General features: G+C 70.9%; 14 protein-coding genes. 6 read left to right on the top strand and 8 right to left on the bottom strand.

Going from position 1 to position 17,712, the window contains the following annotated elements; genetic code table 11:
* Positions 1-14: 14 nt before the first annotated feature.
* A complete protein-coding gene (gene valS / locus OG992_RS25290; protein WP_266304449.1) occupies positions 15-2,633 on the top strand; it encodes a valine--tRNA ligase in 2,619 nt (872 codons plus the stop codon).
* A gap of 44 nt (positions 2,634-2,677) precedes the next feature.
* Here the strand turns inward: valS and OG992_RS25285 are convergent, their stop codons facing one another.
* The 5 genes from OG992_RS25285 to OG992_RS25265 form a co-directional block, all read right to left on the bottom strand.
* The gene (locus OG992_RS25285) at positions 2,678-3,322 is read right to left on the bottom strand and encodes a hypothetical protein (RefSeq protein WP_238687738.1); all 645 of its coding nucleotides are present in this window, start codon (positions 3,320-3,322) and stop codon (positions 2,678-2,680) included.
* Positions 3,323-3,415: 93 nt separating this feature from the next.
* A complete protein-coding gene (locus tag OG992_RS25280) occupies positions 3,416-4,126 on the bottom strand; it encodes an ABC transporter permease subunit (protein ID WP_112583758.1) in 711 nt (236 codons plus the stop codon).
* 1 nt (position 4,127) lies between these two features.
* Complete coding sequence (locus OG992_RS25275) at positions 4,128-5,039, bottom strand: ABC transporter ATP-binding protein (RefSeq protein WP_091406310.1); 912 nt, start codon at positions 5,037-5,039, stop codon at positions 4,128-4,130.
* The gene (locus OG992_RS25270; RefSeq protein ID WP_238687740.1) at positions 5,039-5,944 is read right to left on the bottom strand and encodes an ABC transporter permease; all 906 of its coding nucleotides are present in this window, start codon (positions 5,942-5,944) and stop codon (positions 5,039-5,041) included. The genes OG992_RS25275 and OG992_RS25270 overlap by 1 nt, the downstream gene beginning before the upstream one ends.
* Entirely contained in the window at positions 5,937-6,851 is a 915-nt protein-coding gene (locus OG992_RS25265; protein WP_091406315.1) for an ABC transporter ATP-binding protein, read from the bottom strand. The genes OG992_RS25270 and OG992_RS25265 overlap by 8 nt, the downstream gene beginning before the upstream one ends.
* 239 nt (positions 6,852-7,090) lie before the next feature.
* Here OG992_RS25265 and OG992_RS25260 point away from each other — a divergent pair, with 239 nt between their 5' ends.
* The 4 genes from OG992_RS25260 (at position 7,091) to galT (ending at position 12,234) form a co-directional block, all read left to right on the top strand.
* Positions 7,091-8,605 carry a glycosyltransferase family 2 protein gene (locus OG992_RS25260; protein WP_266304448.1) on the top strand — a complete coding sequence of 505 codons (1,515 nt, stop codon included), beginning with the start codon at positions 7,091-7,093 and terminating at the stop codon, positions 8,603-8,605.
* A gap of 88 nt (positions 8,606-8,693) precedes the next feature.
* A complete protein-coding gene (gene cysC / locus OG992_RS25255) occupies positions 8,694-10,223 on the top strand; it encodes an adenylyl-sulfate kinase (RefSeq protein WP_238687742.1) in 1,530 nt (509 codons plus the stop codon).
* A gap of 113 nt (positions 10,224-10,336) precedes the next feature.
* Positions 10,337-11,161, top strand: a complete 825-nt coding sequence (locus tag OG992_RS25250) for a DeoR/GlpR family DNA-binding transcription regulator (RefSeq protein ID WP_266304447.1) — start codon at positions 10,337-10,339, stop codon at positions 11,159-11,161.
* Positions 11,158-12,234: a galactose-1-phosphate uridylyltransferase gene (galT, locus tag OG992_RS25245; protein ID WP_266304446.1), complete on the top strand. Its 1,077-nt coding sequence runs from the start codon at positions 11,158-11,160 to the stop codon at positions 12,232-12,234. Before OG992_RS25250 ends, galT begins: the two co-directional genes overlap by 4 nt.
* Positions 12,235-12,890: 656 nt before the next feature.
* On the opposite strand, the gene OG992_RS25240 is transcribed toward galT, so the two are convergent.
* Positions 12,891-14,108, bottom strand: coding sequence for an NADP-dependent isocitrate dehydrogenase (locus OG992_RS25240; protein WP_124773753.1), 1,218 nt, complete (start codon positions 14,106-14,108; stop codon positions 12,891-12,893).
* A 137-nt stretch (positions 14,109-14,245) separates the two neighbouring features.
* Here OG992_RS25240 and OG992_RS25235 point away from each other — a divergent pair, with 137 nt between their 5' ends.
* The gene (locus OG992_RS25235; protein WP_266304445.1) at positions 14,246-15,097 is read left to right on the top strand and encodes an MBL fold metallo-hydrolase; all 852 of its coding nucleotides are present in this window, start codon (positions 14,246-14,248) and stop codon (positions 15,095-15,097) included.
* Positions 15,098-15,412: 315 nt separating this feature from the next.
* Here OG992_RS25235 and OG992_RS25230 read toward each other — a convergent pair whose 3' ends face one another.
* Both OG992_RS25230 and OG992_RS25225 read right to left on the bottom strand, forming a co-directional pair.
* Positions 15,413-16,363 carry a malate dehydrogenase gene (locus OG992_RS25230; protein ID WP_112583765.1) on the bottom strand — a complete coding sequence of 317 codons (951 nt, stop codon included), beginning with the start codon at positions 16,361-16,363 and terminating at the stop codon, positions 15,413-15,415.
* 139 nt (positions 16,364-16,502) lie between these two features.
* Positions 16,503-17,363 carry a bifunctional methylenetetrahydrofolate dehydrogenase/methenyltetrahydrofolate cyclohydrolase gene (locus tag OG992_RS25225; RefSeq protein ID WP_238644677.1) on the bottom strand — a complete coding sequence of 287 codons (861 nt, stop codon included), beginning with the start codon at positions 17,361-17,363 and terminating at the stop codon, positions 16,503-16,505.
* Between the last annotated feature and the right edge of the window lie 349 nt (positions 17,364-17,712).

The following is a 17,712-nucleotide window of genomic DNA, read 5'->3' as shown; positions in this document are numbered from 1 at the left end:
CCTACGATCGCATGATGACCGATACGGCGAGGACGGCCCGCGCCAGCGTTCCCGAGCGTCCGACCCTGGACGGGCTCGAGGAGAGCTGGGCACGCCGCTGGCAGGAGGACGGCACGTACACGTTCGACCGCTCGAAGCAGCGGAGCGACGTGTTCTCGATCGACACCCCGCCGCCGACCGTATCGGGCGAGTTGCACATGGGGCACGTCTTCTCGTACACGCACACCGACACCACTGCGCGGTACCAGCGGATGCGCGGCAAGGCCGTCTTCTACCCGATGGGCTGGGACGACAACGGCCTGCCCACCGAGCGTCGGGCGCAGAACGTGTACGGGGTGCGCTGCGATCCGGCGCTGCCGTACGACCCGGTGTGGCGGCCACCGGCGGCTCCGGTCGACGACGCGGCCCGCCGCGACCCCACCCCGATCTCCCGGCGCAACTTCATCGAGCTGTGCGAACGGTTGACTGTCACCGACGAGCAGGCCTTCGAGGCGCTGTGGCGACGGCTCGGGCTGTCGGTGGACTGGTCCCTGACGTACACGACCATCGGCCGGATCGCCCGGACCACCAGCCAACGGGCGTTCGTCCGCAACCTGCGCCGCGGCGAGGCGTACCAGTCGGAGGCCCCGACCCTCTGGGACGTCGGCTTCGCCACCGCCGTCGCCCAGGCGGAGTTGGAGGACCGGGAGCGCCCCGGCGCCTACCACCGGCTGCGGTTCACAGCGGCCGACGGTCGGGAGGTGCTCATCGACACCACCCGGCCCGAGCTGCTACCGGCCTGTGTGGCGCTGGTCTGTCACCCCGACGACGAGCGGTACGCCGACCTGGTGGGCGGCACCGTGCGCAGCCCGCTGTTCGACGTCGAGGTGCCGGTGTACGCCCATCCCCTCGCCGAACCCGGCAAGGGCACCGGTGTCGCGATGGTCTGCACCTTCGGTGACCTGACCGACGTGACCTGGTGGCGTGAGCTGGGGCTGGACACCCGGGTGGTGATCGGCCGGGACGGTCGGTTGCTCCCCGAGCCACCGCACGGGGTGCCGGCGCAGCCGTACGCGGCGCTGGCCGGGCAGAGCGTCAACGGCGCCCGCCGGGAGATCGTCGGGATGCTGGCCGACGCCGGTGACCTGATCGGCGAGCCGCGCCCGATCACCCACCCGGTCAAGTTCTACGAACGCGGCGATCGGCCACTGGAGATCGTCTCGACGCGACAGTGGTATCTGCGCAACGGCGGCCGGGACGAGGCGCTGCGAGCCACGCTGCTGGGCAGGGGCGAGCAGTTGCACTGGGTGCCGGCGCACATGAAACACCGCTACGACAACTGGGTGGGCGGCCTCAACGGGGACTGGCTGGTCAGCCGTCAACGCTTCTTCGGCGTGCCGGTGCCGGTGTGGTACCGGCTCGACGACACTGGCGAGCCGGACTGGTCCCACCCTCTCACGCCGGACGAGTCCGCGCTGCCGGTCGACCCATCCAGCGATCCGGCGCCCGGTTACGACGAGTCGCAACGCGGCCGACCGGGCGGTTTCATCGGCGATCCGGACGTGCTGGACACCTGGGCCACGTCCTCGGTGACCCCGCAGATCGTCGGTGGCTGGGAGACCGACCCGGACCTGTTCGCCCGGGTCTTCCCGATGGACCTCCGCCCGCAGGGGCAGGAGATCATCCGGACCTGGCTCTTCGACAGCGTGGTCCGGTCGCACTTCGAGCACGGGGTGCTGCCCTGGCGGGACACAGTGCTCTCGGGCTGGATCCTCGACCCGGACCACAAGAAGATGGCCAAGTCCAAGGGGAACGTGGTCACCCCACTGGCCCTGTTGGAGCAGCACGGCTCGGACGCGGTGCGCTACTGGGCGGCCAGCGGCAAGCCCGGCATGGACCTGGCCTTCGACCCGGCGCAGATCAAGGTCGGCCGGCGACTGGCCACCAAACTGCTCAACGCGTCCAAGTTCGCGCTCGGGCTGGGCGCGGCGGACGCGTTGCGCGCCCCGTACGACAACTCCAGTTCGGCGCGTCTGACGCCGCGCCGCGACCTGGAGCTGTCGGCCACCACCCCACTGGACCGGGCCATGCTCGCCGAGCTGGCCACCGTGGTCACCGCCGCGGGCACCGCCTTCGACTCGTACGACCACACGGCGGCCCTGCAGGTCACCGAGGCGTTCTTCTGGCGATTCTGCGACGACTACATCGAGCTGGTCAAGGAGCGGGCCTACGGCACCGGCGCGGCGGCGGACTCCGCACGGGCGGCGCTGGCCTCGGCGCTGTCGGTGCAGCTGCGGCTGTTCGCCCCGGTGCTGCCGTACGTGACCGAGGAAATCTGGTCGTGGTGGCGGTACGGCTCGGTACACCAGGCGCCGTGGCCCACCACCCACGAGGTGGCCCGGACCATCGATGGCTCGGGTGAGCCGGCGCTGCTGCGGCTCGCCGGTGACGCGTTGAGCCAGGTGCGACGGGCCAAGTCGGAGCGGAAGCTGTCGATGAAGGCGGAGGTGCCGTTGGCGGAGGCACTCGGCCCGGCGGCGCTGCTGGAGCAGCTCACGCTGGTCGCCGACGACCTACGGGCGGCGGGCCGGATCGGCAAACTCGACCTGCTTCCCGACCGTACCCCTGAGTTGGTCATCGCCTGCGCCTTCTGACCGGGGTCCGCCGCCGCCCGCTCGGGCGGCGGCGGACCGGCGGGTCACCAGCCGCGCAGGAAACGCAGCCCGAGCAGGAACGCGATCACGGCGGGCCCCACCAACAGGGTGATCGCCTGGAGCCGGTACGGCATCCGGTGCCGGGTCAGCTCGCCCGCGTTACCGAGCACGATGGCCCCCGCCAGCATCAGGAACGCGCCCCACCAACCCGTCTCCAGGTGGATCAGCTCCACCCGGATCAGTTGCAGGGTCAGGCCGAGCAGCGCCCCGGTCAACGCGAGCAGCGCCACCGCCCGGTGCAGGCCCCGGGCCAGCGGGTGGGCGGCGCGCCAGCCGTAGGTGCCGAACACCGCCAGGCAGGGCAGCACCACCATGAGCGGCCAACCCCGCCCCATCACGCCGAACATCAGCAGTGCGCCCACAGCGAAGACCATCGTGCCGACACAGGCCAGCATGTACCCGGCGAAGGCCCGGCCGCCGCCGCGAGCGAGCAACGGCCCACCGCTGGCCGCGATCAACGCGGCCGGGATCAGGATGAACACCGCCCACCAGTGGAACTGACCGCTACCCTGAGCCGCCGTGGCGACGGTGGCACAGGCCAGCCCGGCGACGGCCAGGCTGGTCAGCCACGGCCGGCTGCTCCGGGAGTATGGCTCAGCCAACGACGTCCGCTCCGCTTCGACGCTCACGCCCACCAGCCTGGCCCGAGGTGGCCCGACCGGTCCATCCGGCCAGCCCTACCGCCGCGCGGGGGCTGGCCGGAACAGCGTCCCGCACGGCTGTCAGCTCGTCTCGCCAGCCACGCTGAACGAACGCAGGCGGTCGATGGCGAGCACTGTGAAGCCGACGCTGACCAGCGCGGTCATCACCGACGCCACCGGCACCGACACGCTGGTCTCCAGCAGCCCGGTGGGGGCGATCCGGTCGGCGAGGGCGATCACGTACTGCTGGATGGAGAGCACCTTGGTGCCGCTGACGAAGTTGCCCAGCAGCCCCTCCCAGATCAGCACGTAGACCAGCCCGAGCAGCACCGGCCGCCTGGTGACCAGGCTGAGCGCGAGGAACAACGCCGAGTACGCCAGCGCGCCGAGCGCCGCCGCGACCGCCAGCGCCAGTCCGAGGCGTACCGAATCGGCGAGCACGCCCGCGACGTAGAGCGGCACCGCCACGGTGACCGCGGTGACCCCGGCGGCCACCGCGAGCTTCGGCAGCACGATCTGCCAGCGCGGCAGCGGCTTGGTCAGGATGTGCACCACGGTGCCGTCGTCGATCTCGGCGCCCAGCACGCCGGTGCCGATGATCAGCGCGACCACCGGCAGCACCACGGCCAGCCCGAGGCCGACAAGCACCGGCGGGCCCCACTGGCCCGGGTCCACCCCGAGCGACCGGCAGAGCACGGCCAGCCCGAGCAGCACCAACGGCAGCGGTAGCAGCAGCAGGAACCGACGTCGGCCGAACAACCCGCGCGCGGTGATCCAGGTAACTGTCGACATGTCAGGCCTCCACCAGGTAGGAGAAGACGCTCTCCAGGGACTCGTCGGACGGCACCAGCTGGCGTACCCGAATGCCTTTGTTCAGCGCGATCCGGGGTAGCGCCCGGGTGAACGCGCCGTAGTCACCGGCCCGCACGGTCAGGCCGGTCGGGTCCAGTTCGACCCCACTGACCGACGCCTCGGCGATCAGCGCGACGGCCAGCGCCCGGTCGTCGGTGGAGCGCACCGCGAACACGTGCGGGCGGTTGGTCATCAACCGGCGGATGGTCCGGAAGTCGCCAGAGGCTGCCAAGCGGCCGGCCACCATCACCTGCACCGTCCCGGAGACCTGTTCGACCTCCTCCAGGATGTGCGAGCTGAACAGGATCGTCCGGCCGGCATCACCCAGGGTGTGCAACAGCTGCATCATGTGCAGCCGCTGACGCGGATCCATGCCGTTGAACGGCTCGTCGAGCAGCAACACCTGCGGGTCGTGCACCAGCGCGGCGGCCACCCGGGCGCGCTGGCGCATGCCCTTGGAGTACGTGCCGATCCGGCGGTCCTGCGCCGACTCCAGCTCCACCAGATCGATCGCCCGCCGGGCCGCCGCCGCCGGATCGGGCAGCCGGTGCAGCTTCGCGCTGGCCAGCACGAACTCGTACGCGGTGAGGAAACCCTGCACCGCCTCCCGCTCGCTGACCAGCCCCAGCCGCCGGTAGACGTCGGGGTTGCGCCAGGTCGGCTCGTCGTCGAGGGTGACGGTGCCACGCGACGGAGCGAGGAACCCGGCCATCATGTGCAGCAGCGTGGTCTTGCCGGCGCCGTTCGGGCCGAGCAGCCCGGTCACGCCCGGGCCGAGGGCCATGCTGATGTCGTTGACAGCGACCACGTTGCCGTACCACCGGGACACCCCGGTCAGGCTCAGCGTGCTCATCAGGAGGCGACCTTCCGGTAGCGGGCCAGCAGGAGGGCGGTCGCGCCGGCGACCAGCAGCACCGCGGCCAGGGCGTAGACCGGGCCGAACCCGCCGATCATCATCTCGCCCGGATCGCCCTCGACCAACAGGTCGCCCAGCGACCAGATGCCCACCCCCTGCACAAGCGTGGAGGGTGAGGCGAGCCCGGCCAGCTCGTTGGCGGCGCGCGACGGCAGGATGCTCAGCACGCCCACGATCGGGGTGGTCATCAGGAAGACAGCGACCACGCCGCCGGCGGCGAAGGCGCGCTTACCGGTCAGCGACGCGACCAGCAGGCCGATCGAGGCGAAGACCACCGCCCACAGCCCGGCGTAGAGCAGCCCGGGCAGCAGGTCGAGCAGCTCGTTCCACACCCCGCGCATGCCCTGCTTGGTGGTGAACGCGGCACCCAGGAACATCAGCAGCTGCGGCCCGCCGAGCAGCAGCCAGAGCGCCGTGACCAGCGCCAGCAGCTTGGCCAACGCGTAGTCGGTGCGCGGCAGCGGCCGGGAGAAGTACAGCGGCAGCACACCGCTGCGCAGATCCCGGGAGACCAGTTCCGGGGCGACGACCGCGACGAAGAAGATGACCAGCCAGCTCATCGCGTCGGCGAACTGGGCGTACGTGGCTACCGGCTCGCCGATCTGGCTGCGTACCGCGGCCAGGGCCACCGCGACCAGGGTGACGATGCCGACCACCAGCCACGGGAAGATCTTGGCCTTGGCGCTGCGCCCGAAACCGAACGCGGTGCGCAGACCGTGCAGGTAGAGCGCGCCGAAGACCTGCCGGCGGCCGAGCCTCGGGCCCTCGTAGCGTTGGTAGCCGATGTCGTGGATGACGCCCGTCGGCGTGGGGCGCACTGCGGCGGTGGACGGCTCAGGCATGAGTGAGCTCCCTCGTGGCGAAGAGTTCGGCCACCCGGTGCCGGCGCTGGTCCAGTCGGTGCAGTGGCAGGTCCAGTTCGGCGACCGCACCGAGGATCAGGTCGTAGGTGCCGTCGTCGGCGAGCGGCACGAGGAGTAGCCGCCCGTCCCGGGCGACAGGCAGTTTCAGTTCGGCGAGTCGGGCGGCGAGTTCCTCCGTGCCCTCGCTGACCTCCACGGCGAGCACGTCAGTGGCCGAGGTCATCGCGGAGATGTTGTCGGCGCGCAGCAACCGGCCGCCGTCGATGGCGATCAGCGTGTCGCAGATCCGCTCCACCTCGCCGAGCAGGTGCGAACAGACCAGCACGGAGATGCCGAACTCGGTGCCGATCCGGTGTACCAGGGCCAGCATGGCGTCGCGTCCGGCCGGGTCCAGGCCGTTGGTCGGCTCGTCCAGCAACAGCAGGTCGGGGTCGTGCACCAGCGCCTGGGCCAGCTTGACGCGCTGCTTCATGCCGGTCGAGTAGCCACCGACCGGGCGATAGCGCTCCTCGTAGAGCCCCACGTGCCGCAGCGCCTCCGAGGCCCGCTCACGAGCCGCGGTGCGGGGAAGGCCGCTCATGCGACCAAGGTGGGTGACCAGTTCGGCGGCGGACAGGTCCGGTGGGAGACAGTCGTGTTCCGGCATGTAGCCGACACGGTTGCGGACAGCCGCCGGGTCTGCGGTCGGGTCGATGCCGAGCACCGAGACCTGACCGCTGGTTGGTGCGATCAGGCCGAGCAGAATCTTGATCAACGTGGATTTGCCGGCGCCGTTCGCGCCCACCAGGCCGATGATCCCGGGCTCGACGGCGACGGTGAGGTCGGCCAACGCGGTGACCCGACCTCCGTACGTCTTGGTGAGCGACTGGGTCGCGATCAGTGTCACGGGCCCAGCGTAGGGAGTCGATGCCCAGCAGGGACACCGGCACGCCCCCGGCACTCCCCTGATCCTTTCCCGGCCGGACCCCTAAGGTCCCCGGCTGAGGCTCCCGCGACGTTTGCGCCGGTCCCGCGTTCGGCCCGACCCCGCCTTGGAAAAGACCCGTCCAAGGTGACACCATTCACCTCCCGTTCACCAGGCAGCGACAGGCCCGGTGATCGACCGACGACGCGGGAGGGATCCTGATGGCCGAGGTGGGCGTCCCCAAGGTGAGCGTCGTGGTGCCGGCGTACAACTCCGGCCGACACATCGAGAAGCTCGCTGCCTCGCTGCTGCGCCAGTCACTGCCCGCCGACGAGTTCGAAGCCATCTTCGTCGACGACGGCTCGACCGACGACACCGCGAAGCGCCTGGACCGGCTGGCCGCCGAGCACCCACACATCAGGGTGCTGCACATCGAGAACTCCGGCTGGCCGTCGCGTCCGCGCAACCTCGGCATCGACCACGCCCGCGGCGAGTACGTCTTCTTCGCCGACGACGACGACTGGTTCGCCGACGAGGCACTGGAGCGGCTCTACGCCTGCGCGACGGCGAACGACGCCGACATCGTGGTGGGGAAGATGGCCGGGTACGGACGCCCCGTGCCGCGGGAACTGTTCCGCAAGAACCGCTTCAACGCCACCCTGGCGAACGCGCCACTGATCGACAGCCTGACCTGTCACAAGCTGTTCCGGCGCGCGTTCCTCAACGAACACGGTCTGCGGTTTCCGGAGGGCGGCAAGCGTCGGCTGGAGGACCACGCGATGGTCGCGCGGGCCTACTTCCTGTCCCGACACACATCGGTGCTGTCCGACTACATCTGCTACCACCACGTCCAGAGGACCGACGCGCGCAACGTCACCGCGAGCCCGCTGGAGCCGTCGAGCTACTACCGCGCCGTGCGGGACGCGTTGGACATCGTCGACGCGCACACCGAGCCCGGTCCGCTGCGGGACCGGTTGCACCGACGCTGGCTGCGCAACGAGATGCTCAGCCGACTGCGCGGCAAGCGGCTGCTGGAGGCCCCCGAGGCGTGGCTGGAGGAGGTCGCGCTGGAGATCCAGAAGATCATTCAGGACCGCTTCGCCCCTGGCGTCGCCGCCGGGTTGCCGACCCTGCTGCGGGCCGTGGCTTACCTGGCGGAGCGGGGCCGCGTCGCGGACCTGCGCAAGCTGGCCCACTGGGAGGCGGGCATCGCCGCGCACGGCACGATCGACGAACTCCAGCACGCGGACCACGCCGTCACGGTGACCCTCGCCGCCGAGCTGCGCTCGGAGAACCAGCCGGTCGGCTTCCGCGCCGACGATGGTCGCGACGTGCTGGTGCTCCCGATGGACGAGATCGCCGCCGAGGTGCTTGACGCCACCGCGCAGGTGCGCAAGGCCCGCCTGGACCTGGTGGCCCGCCACAGGGAGACCGGCGCCGAGATCTTTCTTCCGAACACCTTCCAGACCGAGCGGATCACCGGTGGGACCGGAGCGGACACCGTCCACCTGGTGCACCGGGCCACCGCCACTATCGACTTCGCCGCCCTCAACGGCGGCCGGACCAGGGGCAGCTGGCAGCTCAAGGCCCGGATCAGCAACGTGGGCTGGACCGAGGACGCACGACTGCCGCTGGTGTTCATCTGCCGGGCCGACGGCTCGCGACCCCGGATCCGCGACGAGCGGAAGGTGTGGAACCGGGTGCGGTCGGCGGTAGGCCGACGGATCAAGCGCTGATCCGCCCGCTGGGGTCTTGGAGTGGCGCCCTCGACCGATCGGCGGTCGGCTGCGAAACTGTGTGCCGGTCAGCGAGTGGGGGGTGTGGATGAGCAACGGCTGGGTGCTGCCCGACGAGGTGCTACGGGACGCACCGGCGTACACGCCACGTCCCGGTGAGCTCGCGGATCTGGAGCTGCTGCTGACCGGCGCGTACGCCCCTCTGACCGGTTTCATGACCCGCGCCGACCTGGTGTCGGTCAGCCGACGCGCTCGGCTGGCCGACGGCACACCGTGGCAGGTCGCTGTCGTTCTCCAGGTGCCGGCCGCCCTGGCGCAGAGCTTCGATCCGCGCGACCCGGCCCGCCGGGCGCTCGTGCTGACCGACGGGGAGGGCGCCCCGGCGGCCGCCCTGGACGTGGCCGACGTCTGGCCGGTCCGCGAGGGTGTGGCGGGAGTGGGCGGCCAGGTTCGACGGCTGGGCGACGGTGGGCACGGTCCGTTCCAGCGACTGCGGCGTAACCCGGAGGAGGTCCGTGCGCTGCTGCCTCCGGGCCGGGTGCTCGGGGTGATCGCCGATCGGCCGCTGCATCGTCCACAGCTCGCCCAGATCGCTCACGCCGCCCGCACCCTCGCCGCCCATCTACTCGTGATGATCCCGGTCGGCGAGGGCGGCGCAGACGGGCTCCCGCCGGAGGCGCTGGTCCGTACGATCTTCGCCGCGCGGGACCGGATGCCACCCGCCACCCTGGTCGCGGTGCCGCTGTCGCACCGACGCGAGGAGATCAGCGACGCGTTGCTGCGCGCCCGGGTCTCGGCCGCGTACGGGGTCACCCACCTGCTCTCCACCGGCGAGATGCTCTCCGGCGCCGGGCTGCGTGTGCTGGTGCCGCGCGAACTCGCCTACGACAACCGGGACGGGCAGTGGCGTTGGCGGGAGGACATCCCTCCGCGCAACCGCCGGCTCGCGCTGACCCAGCCGGAGATCGACGATCTGCTCGACCGGGGCTTCCCGCTGCCGGAGTGGCACACCCCGCCCGCTGTGGCGCGGGAGTTGGCCCGGGCCCGGCCGCCGCGTCGGCAGCGAGGGCTGGTGGTCTTCCTGACCGGCCTCTCCGGCTCCGGCAAGTCGACGATCGCCCGAGGGCTGGCGGACGCGTTGCGGGAGAGTGGCGACCGCACGGTGACCCTGCTCGACGGGGACGTGGTGCGTCGGGAACTCTCCGCCGGGCTGGGCTTCAGCAAGACCGACAGGGATCTCAACGTCCGGCGGATCGGCTGGGTGGCCGCCGAGATCGCCCGGCACCGTGGGATGGGCATCTGCTGTCCGATCGCCCCGTACGCGGCGGCTCGGGCCACCGCCCGGGAGATGGCCCTCGCCGCCGGATCGGGTTTCGTGCTGGTGCACGTGGCCACCCCGCTGGAGGTGTGCGAGCAGCGGGATCGCAAGGGCCTGTACGCGCGGGCGCGCGCCGGCCTGCTCACCGGGATGACCGGCATCGACGACCCGTACGAGGAGCCGACCGACGCCGATCTGGTGCTCGACACCACCGACCTGAGTGTGGCGGACGCGGTGCAGGCCGTGCTGCACCATCTGACCGAGACCGGCTGGGTGGAGCTGAAGATCGCCACCGCCTGAGACGTCGCCGTACCCCGTTCCTTCCACCGCTGAGCGGCACGCGCTAGTGTTCATCTTTGTTGGAACACGTTTGACCGCGTGAGGGTACGTGGACGTCCGGGGAGGCACGGCGGATGCTCGCTCAGCAGCGGCAGGCGGCCATCCTGGAGCGGGTCCGCTCGACCGGCGGCGTCCGGGTCAGCGAGTTGGCAGGCGAGTTCGGCGTTTCCGACATGACCATCCGGCGTGACCTCGATGCGCTGCACGAGCGCGGCCTGCTGGCCAAGGTGCACGGCGGCGCGACCACGACCGGGCCAAGCTCGACCGACGAGCCGGGCTTCCGCGCCAAGTCGGTCCGCCAACTGCCGGAGAAGGCCGCCATCGCCGACCGGGCGGCCCAGCTGGTCCGGCCGGGAGCGGCGGTCGCTCTCTCCGCCGGCACCACCACCGCCGAGCTGGCCCGCCGGCTGGTGGACGTGCCCGAGCTGACAGTCGTCACCAACTCGCTGCCGGTGGCCGAGATCATGCACGCCGGCGGCCGCCCGGACCAGACGGTGGTGCTCACCGGCGGCGTACGCACACCGTCGGACGCGCTGGTCGGCCCACTCGCGGTCGGGGCCGTCCGGTCACTGCACCTGGATCTGCTCTTCCTGGGCGTACACGGGATCACCGAACGGGCCGGCTTCACCACCCCGAACCTGATGGAGGCGGAGACCGATCGGGCCCTCGTGGCGGCGGCGGACCAGCTGGTGGTCCTCGCCGACCACACCAAGTGGGGCACTGTCGGCATCTCCTCGATCGTCGGGTTGACGGCGGCCCACGTACTGGTCAGCGACGACCGGTTGCCTCCACCCGCACGACGGGTACTCGGCGAACACGTGGGCGAACTGATCATGGTCAAGGCGACAGGGGCGGGCCGCGCGACGCGCACGCCGACAACCGAGGGGACGGCGCCGTGAAGCGCACCGCGATCGACCTGGCCGACGGCCGGGAGCTGATCTACTTCGACGAGCGCGACGACGCGGTTCGCGACCAGCCGGACCGCCGGGACCTGCCGCCCCCTCCTCCCGCGTCGCAGCTGCGCTACGACCCGTTGACCGACGAGTGGGTGGCGGTCGCCGTACACCGGCAGACCCGCACCTTCCTCCCGCCAGCGAACGAGTGCCCTCTCGACCCGTCGGTGGGCGACCGGCTGACCGAGATTCCCGCACCCGACTACGACGTGGTGGTCTTCGAGAATCGGTTCCCGTCGCTGAGCGGTCGGGTGGCCGAGGAGCCCGGGGAAATCACCCCGTTCACACCGGTCCGGCCGGGCCTCGGCCGCTGCGAGGTGGTCTGCTTCACGTCGGACCACAACGCCTCCTTCGCCAGCCTGCCCCCGCGCCGGGTCCGCACCGTGCTGGATGCCCTCGCCGACCGCACCGAGGTGCTCGGCGCGCTGCCCGGCGTCGAGCAGATCTTCTGCTTCGAGAACCGGGGCGTGGAAATCGGTGTCACGCTGCACCATCCGCACGGCCAGATCTACGCGTACCCCTTCGTGACGCCGCGCACCCGCGCGCTGCTGGCCGCGGCACGCCGGCACGCCGAGCGGACCGGCGGGGGCAACCTGTACGCGGACGTGCTGGCCGCCGAGCGCGCCACCGGCGACCGGGTGGTCACGGAGAACGAGCACTGGACGGCGTTCGTCCCGGCGGCCGCCCGCTGGCCGTTCGAGGTGCACGTCGCGCCGCACCGCGTGGTGCCGGACATCCCGGCGCTCAGCGACAGCGAGCGGGACGCCTTCGGGCCGCTCTACCTGGATCTCCTGCGCCGCTTCGACGGCCTGTTCGACATGCCGATGCCGTACATCTCGGCCTGGCACCAGGCTCCCGTGCGGATCGACCGCGAGCTGGGCCACCTGCACCTACAGCTGTTCAGCATCCGGCGGGCCGCTGACAAGCTGAAGTACCTGGCGGGCTCCGAGTCCGGGATGGGCGTCTTCATCAACGACATCGCCCCGGAACGCGCCGCCGACCTGCTGCGCGCCGCCTGAACGCCCCCGGCCGCCAACCTCGGCCCGCTCCGGGCTCCGGGCTTGCGGGCGTTCGGGCTCGCGGGCGTTCGGGCTCGCGGGCGTTCGGGCTCGCGGGCGTTCCGCACGGCCGTGAGCGCGGCCCGACCTCGCACCCCACACGGCAGGAAGCGTGATGTCTGAGAGTCATCACGATGACTCACAGACATCACGCTCTCTGGAGTGTCCGCCGGCCGGCACCGTCGTGCTCTGCCACCAAACCTGGCCTCGGGGAACGGTCTCGGCGGTCGAGGCCAATCCCCGCTCGGCCGCCGCGGGGGACACGGGTCATGGCGGCGTCGCGCGCTGCCAAGACGGCATCAGCCCTGCTGTGCGCGTGCCCTGAGCTTGGCGCGGCCTGAGCTTGGTGGGAAACAGGGCGCGGGGGGCCCGGGACAGGGCCCCCCGCAGGGAAGGGACGGCTGGCTGTGCGCGGCACAGCCGGGAAGGCTGGCTGATCGGCGCACGGGTGCCGCGGGTCGACCGTGGTCAACCTTCCTGGACGCGACTGGCATCTCGTCCATCCTGGTCAACGAGGCGCGCCGGTCGCAGTGACGCCGATCGGCGCGGCGGCGCCGGACACGCCGAAGCCCGCCGGCAGGAATGCCGGCGGGCTTCGATGACGCGGTACGCCTGAATCAGGCGGCGATCTTGCGGGCCAGGTTCTCGTCGAGCGCGTTCATGAACTCGTCGGTGGTCAGCCACGGGGCGTCGCGCGAGATGAGCAGCGCGAGGTCCTTGGTCATCTGGCCACCCTCGACGGTGTCGACGATGACCTGCTCCAGGGTGTTGGCGAACTCGGTGACCGCCGGGGTGCCGTCCAGCTTGCCCCGGTGGGCCAGGCCCCGGGTCCAGGCGTAGATCGACGCGATCGGGTTGGTCGAGGTCTTCTCGCCCTTCTGGTACTGCCGGTAGTGCCGGGTGACGGTGCCATGCGCGGCCTCGGCCTCGACGGTCCGGCCGTCCGGGGAGAGCAGGACGGAGGTCATCAGACCCAGCGAGCCGAAGCCCTGCGCGACGGTGTCGGACTGCACGTCACCGTCGTAGTTCTTGCAGGCCCAGACGTAGCCGCCCTCCCACTTGAGCGCGGCGGCGACCATGTCGTCGATGAGCCGATGCTCGTAGGTGATGCCGGCAGCGGCGAACTCGGCCTTGAACTCGGTCTCGAACACCTCGGCGAAGATGTCCTTGAACCGGCCGTCGTACGCCTTGAGGATGGTGTTCTTGGTGGACAGGTAGACCGGGTAGTTGCGGTCCAGTCCGTACCGGAACGACGCCCGGGCGAAGTCCCGGATCGACTCGTCGTAGTTGTACATGCCCATGGCGATGCCGCCGCCGGGGAAGTTGGCGACCTCCATCTCCATCGGCGCGCCGCCGTCGGCCGGGGTGTAGGTGATGGTCACCGTGCCCGGGCCGGGGACGACGAAGTCGGTGGCCTTGTACTGGTCACCGTGGGCGTGCCGGCCGATGATGATCGGCTTGGTCCAGCCGGGGACCAGCCGCGGCACGTTGGACATGATGATCGGCTCGCGGAAGACGACACCGCCGAGGATGTTGCGGATGGTGCCGTTTGGCGACCGCCACATCTTCTTCAGGCCGAACTCCTCGACCCGGGCCTCGTCCGGGGTGATGGTCGCGCACTTGACGCCGACGCCGTGCTCCTTGATGGCGTTGGCGGCGTCGATCGTGACCTGGTCGTCGGTCTCGTCACGGTGCTGGATCGACAGGTCGTAGTAGTGCAGGTCGACGTCGAGGTAGGGCAGGATCAGCTGCTCCCGGATCTGCTTCCAGATGATCCGGGTCATCTCGTCGCCGTCGAGTTCTACGACCGGGTTGTTTACCTTGATCTTCGCCATCGGCCGGCGCTCCTCTCGGGGGACACGTGCTCAAGCAGTACGAGCGTACTGCAATTGGGCCGGCAGCCCCCAGCCGGCCTCGACCGGCCGGCGGAACCGGGCTGCGCGGAACAGGAATGCCCTGGAATCATCGTCCGATGCCACTGAACCGCACCCTCGGGTCTATCACGGTCACCGCACTCACCGACGGTGAGGGTGCCTTCTTCCAGCCCCGGGCGGACGCGTTTGCGCAGGCCACAGCGGCGCACTGGGCGGAGGCCGACCGGCGCGACCCCGGCTCCGTGACCGCCGACGGGCAGTGGTGGCTGCCGTTCCGCAGCTTCGCGATCCGCGCCGGCGACGGGCCGGTCACGCTGGTCGACGCCGGAATCGGCCCAGTCGACGCACCCGCCGCGAGCTGGGCGCCCGTGCCAGGGCGGATGCCCGCCGAGTTGACCGCCGCGGGCATCGACCCCGCCGATGTCGACACCGTCGTCCTGACCCACCTGCACAGCGACCACATCGGCTGGGCGGTCACCGGCACGCCGGGGCGGCCGTACTTCCCGAACGCGAGCTACCTGGTGCAACGCGCCGAAATCGACGCGGCGGAGACGCTCAACCCCGGGCTGCCGGCCGGGCTCGTCGCACCCTTGCGCGCCGCCGGCCAGCTCCGGGTGGTCGACGGCGAGACCGCCCTCACCCCAGCGCTACGTCTGCTGCCCACCCCGGGCCACACCCCCGGTCACCAGTCGGTGCTCCTGACGTCGGCCGACGAGCGGATGCTGCTCACCGGGGACCTGCTGGTGCACATGGTGCAACTCGTCGACCCCGACCTGGCGTACGCCCACGAGGAGGACCCGGACCTCGCCCGCGCCTCCCGGCTGAACGCCCTGCGCGCCCACTCCCCCACCATCCTGGCCACCCCTCACCTCGGCACCCCCTTCACACCCCACCCCAGCCCGGTTGATCACCAGTCGGCCAGTCAAGATCCCGCTCGATCCTGGATGTAGGGGCAACCCCAGCCCAGAAGACCACTACAACCAGGATCGAGCGCGATCTCGACCGAAGATCCGCGCCACATCAGCAAAAGCGCTGCCTCCGGAGCCCTCACCTGGTTGATCAAGAGGTTTGCGTCACCACAACCGCGATTCCTGACGTAAACCTCTTGATCAACCAGGGCGGGGGCGGGGCGGGTGGGTGGGGGTGGGTGGGTGGGGCCGGGTGGGGTGGTCAGGCCCGGCCGGGTGGGGCGGGGTGGGGCTGGACGGCGAAGGGCGCCCCGGCGAAGCCGGCGCGCCCTTCGGTGGTGCTGTGGTTCGGGGGAACTACATGCTGGAGATGTCGCCCTGCTTGGCGCGGACGGCCTCGGCGGCCTCCAGGAGGCTGGCCCGCTCGTCGGCGTCCAGGTCGGTCTCGACGACCCGCTTGACGCCCTCGGCGCCGATCTCGGCCTCGACCCCCAGGTAGACACCGGAGATGCCGTACTCGCCGTCGACCCAGGCGCAGACCGGCATGACCTCGCCGGAGTCCTCAGCGACGGCCTTCGCCATCCGGGCCGCGGCGGCGGACGGGGCGTAGTAGGCCGACCCGGTCTTGAGCAGCGCGACCACCTCGGCGCCACCGTTGCGGGTCTTGACGACCAGCTCCTCGATCTGCTCGGCCGGCATGGCGTCGCGCAGCGGCTTGCCGTTGACGGTGCTCTTCGACGGCACCGGCACCATGGTGTCGCCGTGCGAGCCCAGGGTCAGCGTGCGTACCGAGGCCACCGGCACGTTCAGCGCCTCGGCGACGAAGTTGCTGAACCGGGCGGTGTCGAGCATGCCGGCCTGGCCGAGCACCCGGTTCTTCGGGAACTGGGTGGCGAGCTGGGCCAGCGCGGTCATCTCGTCCAGCGGGTTGGAGACCACGATGACGACGGCGTTCGGGGCGTACTTGGCGACGTTCTCGGCGACCTGGCGGACGATCTTGGCGTTGGTCTCCAGAAGGTCCATCCGGCTCATGCCGGGCTTGCGCGGCAGACCAGCGGTGATCACGACGACGTCGGAGCCCTCGATGCTCTCGTAGCCCTCACCGTTGGGGCCGGTGGTCACGCCGACCACCTTGGTCTCGAAGCCCTCGATGGCCCGGGACTGGTTGAGGTCGAGCGCGAGGCCCGCGGGCTTGCCCTCCACGATGTCGGTGATCACTACGGTGTCGAAGACGTCGTACTCGGCCAGGCGCTGTGCGGTGGTGGAGCCGTAGAAGCCAGCCCCGACGACAGTGACCTTCTTACCCATGGTCGTCCCACTCCCTGATACCAGTCGGTTTTCCGGACCGTATCAGTCATCCTGGCACCGATCAGGCCAGGGGCGGCGGCCATCGCCGGGATGGGGCGAACGTCACCGCCGTCCTGGTTCGGCGCGGCCGAGGCGCGGGTCAGCCGCGCTCGGCGCGCTCGACGACGTTGGTGAGCAGCATGGCCCGGGTCATCGGGCCCACGCCGCCGGGCATGGGGACCAGCGCGCCGGCCGTCTCGGCTACCTCCGGGTCCACGTCGCCGGTGTAGCGGCCCTTGCCGTCCGCGCCGATCACGCGGGTGATGCCGACGTCCACCACCACAGCGCCAGGGTTGATCATGTCGGCGGTCAGCAGACCCGGTACGCCGGCCGCGACGATGACGATGTCGGCGGCCCGGGTGTGCGAGGCGAGGTCGAGGGTGCCGGTGTGGCAGAGGGTGACAGTGGCGTTCTCGCTGCGCCTGGTGAGCAGCAGGCCGAGCGGTCGGCCAACCGTGTTGCCGCGACCGACGACCGCGACGGTGGCCCCGCGCAGCGCCACGTCGTGCCGGCGGAGCAGCTCGACGATGCCGCGCGGCGTGCACGGCAGCGGCCCGTCGTAGCCGAGCACGAGCCGACCCAGGTTGACCGGGTGCAGGCCGTCGGCGTCCTTGTCCGGGTCGATCAACTCCAGCACCCGCTGGGTGTCGAGGTGGGCCGGCAGCGGCAGTTGAACGATGTAGCCGTGGCAAGCCGGGTCGGCGTTCAGCTCGGCCAGGACGTCGTCGACCTGCTGTTGGGTGGCGTCGGCCGGCAGTTCGCGGCGGATCGAGGCGATGCCCACCTCGGCGCAGTCGCGGTGCTTGCCGTTGACGTACGCCTGGCTGCCCGGGTCCGCCCCGACGAGGACCGTGCCGAGCCCGGGGATGATCCCGCGTTCCGCGAGTGCCTTCACCCGGATGCGCAGCTCGTCCTTGATCTCCGCTGCGGTTGCCTTGCCGTCCAGAAGCGTCGCCGTCACGACCAGATCGTCTCACGACCACCGCCTGCGGATCAGACGACCCAGCTCGGGCCGTCCGCCGCCCACCGCGTGTGAGGGGCCATCGGGCCGACCCGGCCACGATGGGGTGACCGCCCCGGGAGTAACCGTGTGTGAGGTGTTGCTAGTCACTTTCGGTGACAATCTGTGGATTCGATCACTGTCGAACCAGACAGACCTCACCGTCGTCATCGAGACGGGACGCCAGGCTCAGGCGGCGCCGCAGCGGCCGGGCGGCGCCATACGGGTCGTGAACCGGCGCGATTTCCGCAGGTCAACGTCGATAGATCCGGTTTGGATTAGCAGATTCTTTCGCCCCCGACAAGGGAGG

It is taken from the genome of Micromonospora sp. NBC_00362, from assembly GCF_026342155.1.
Lineage (GTDB): Bacteria > Actinomycetota > Actinomycetes > Mycobacteriales > Micromonosporaceae > Micromonospora > Micromonospora hortensis.
This window is presented reverse-complemented; position numbering and strand designations above follow the sequence as displayed.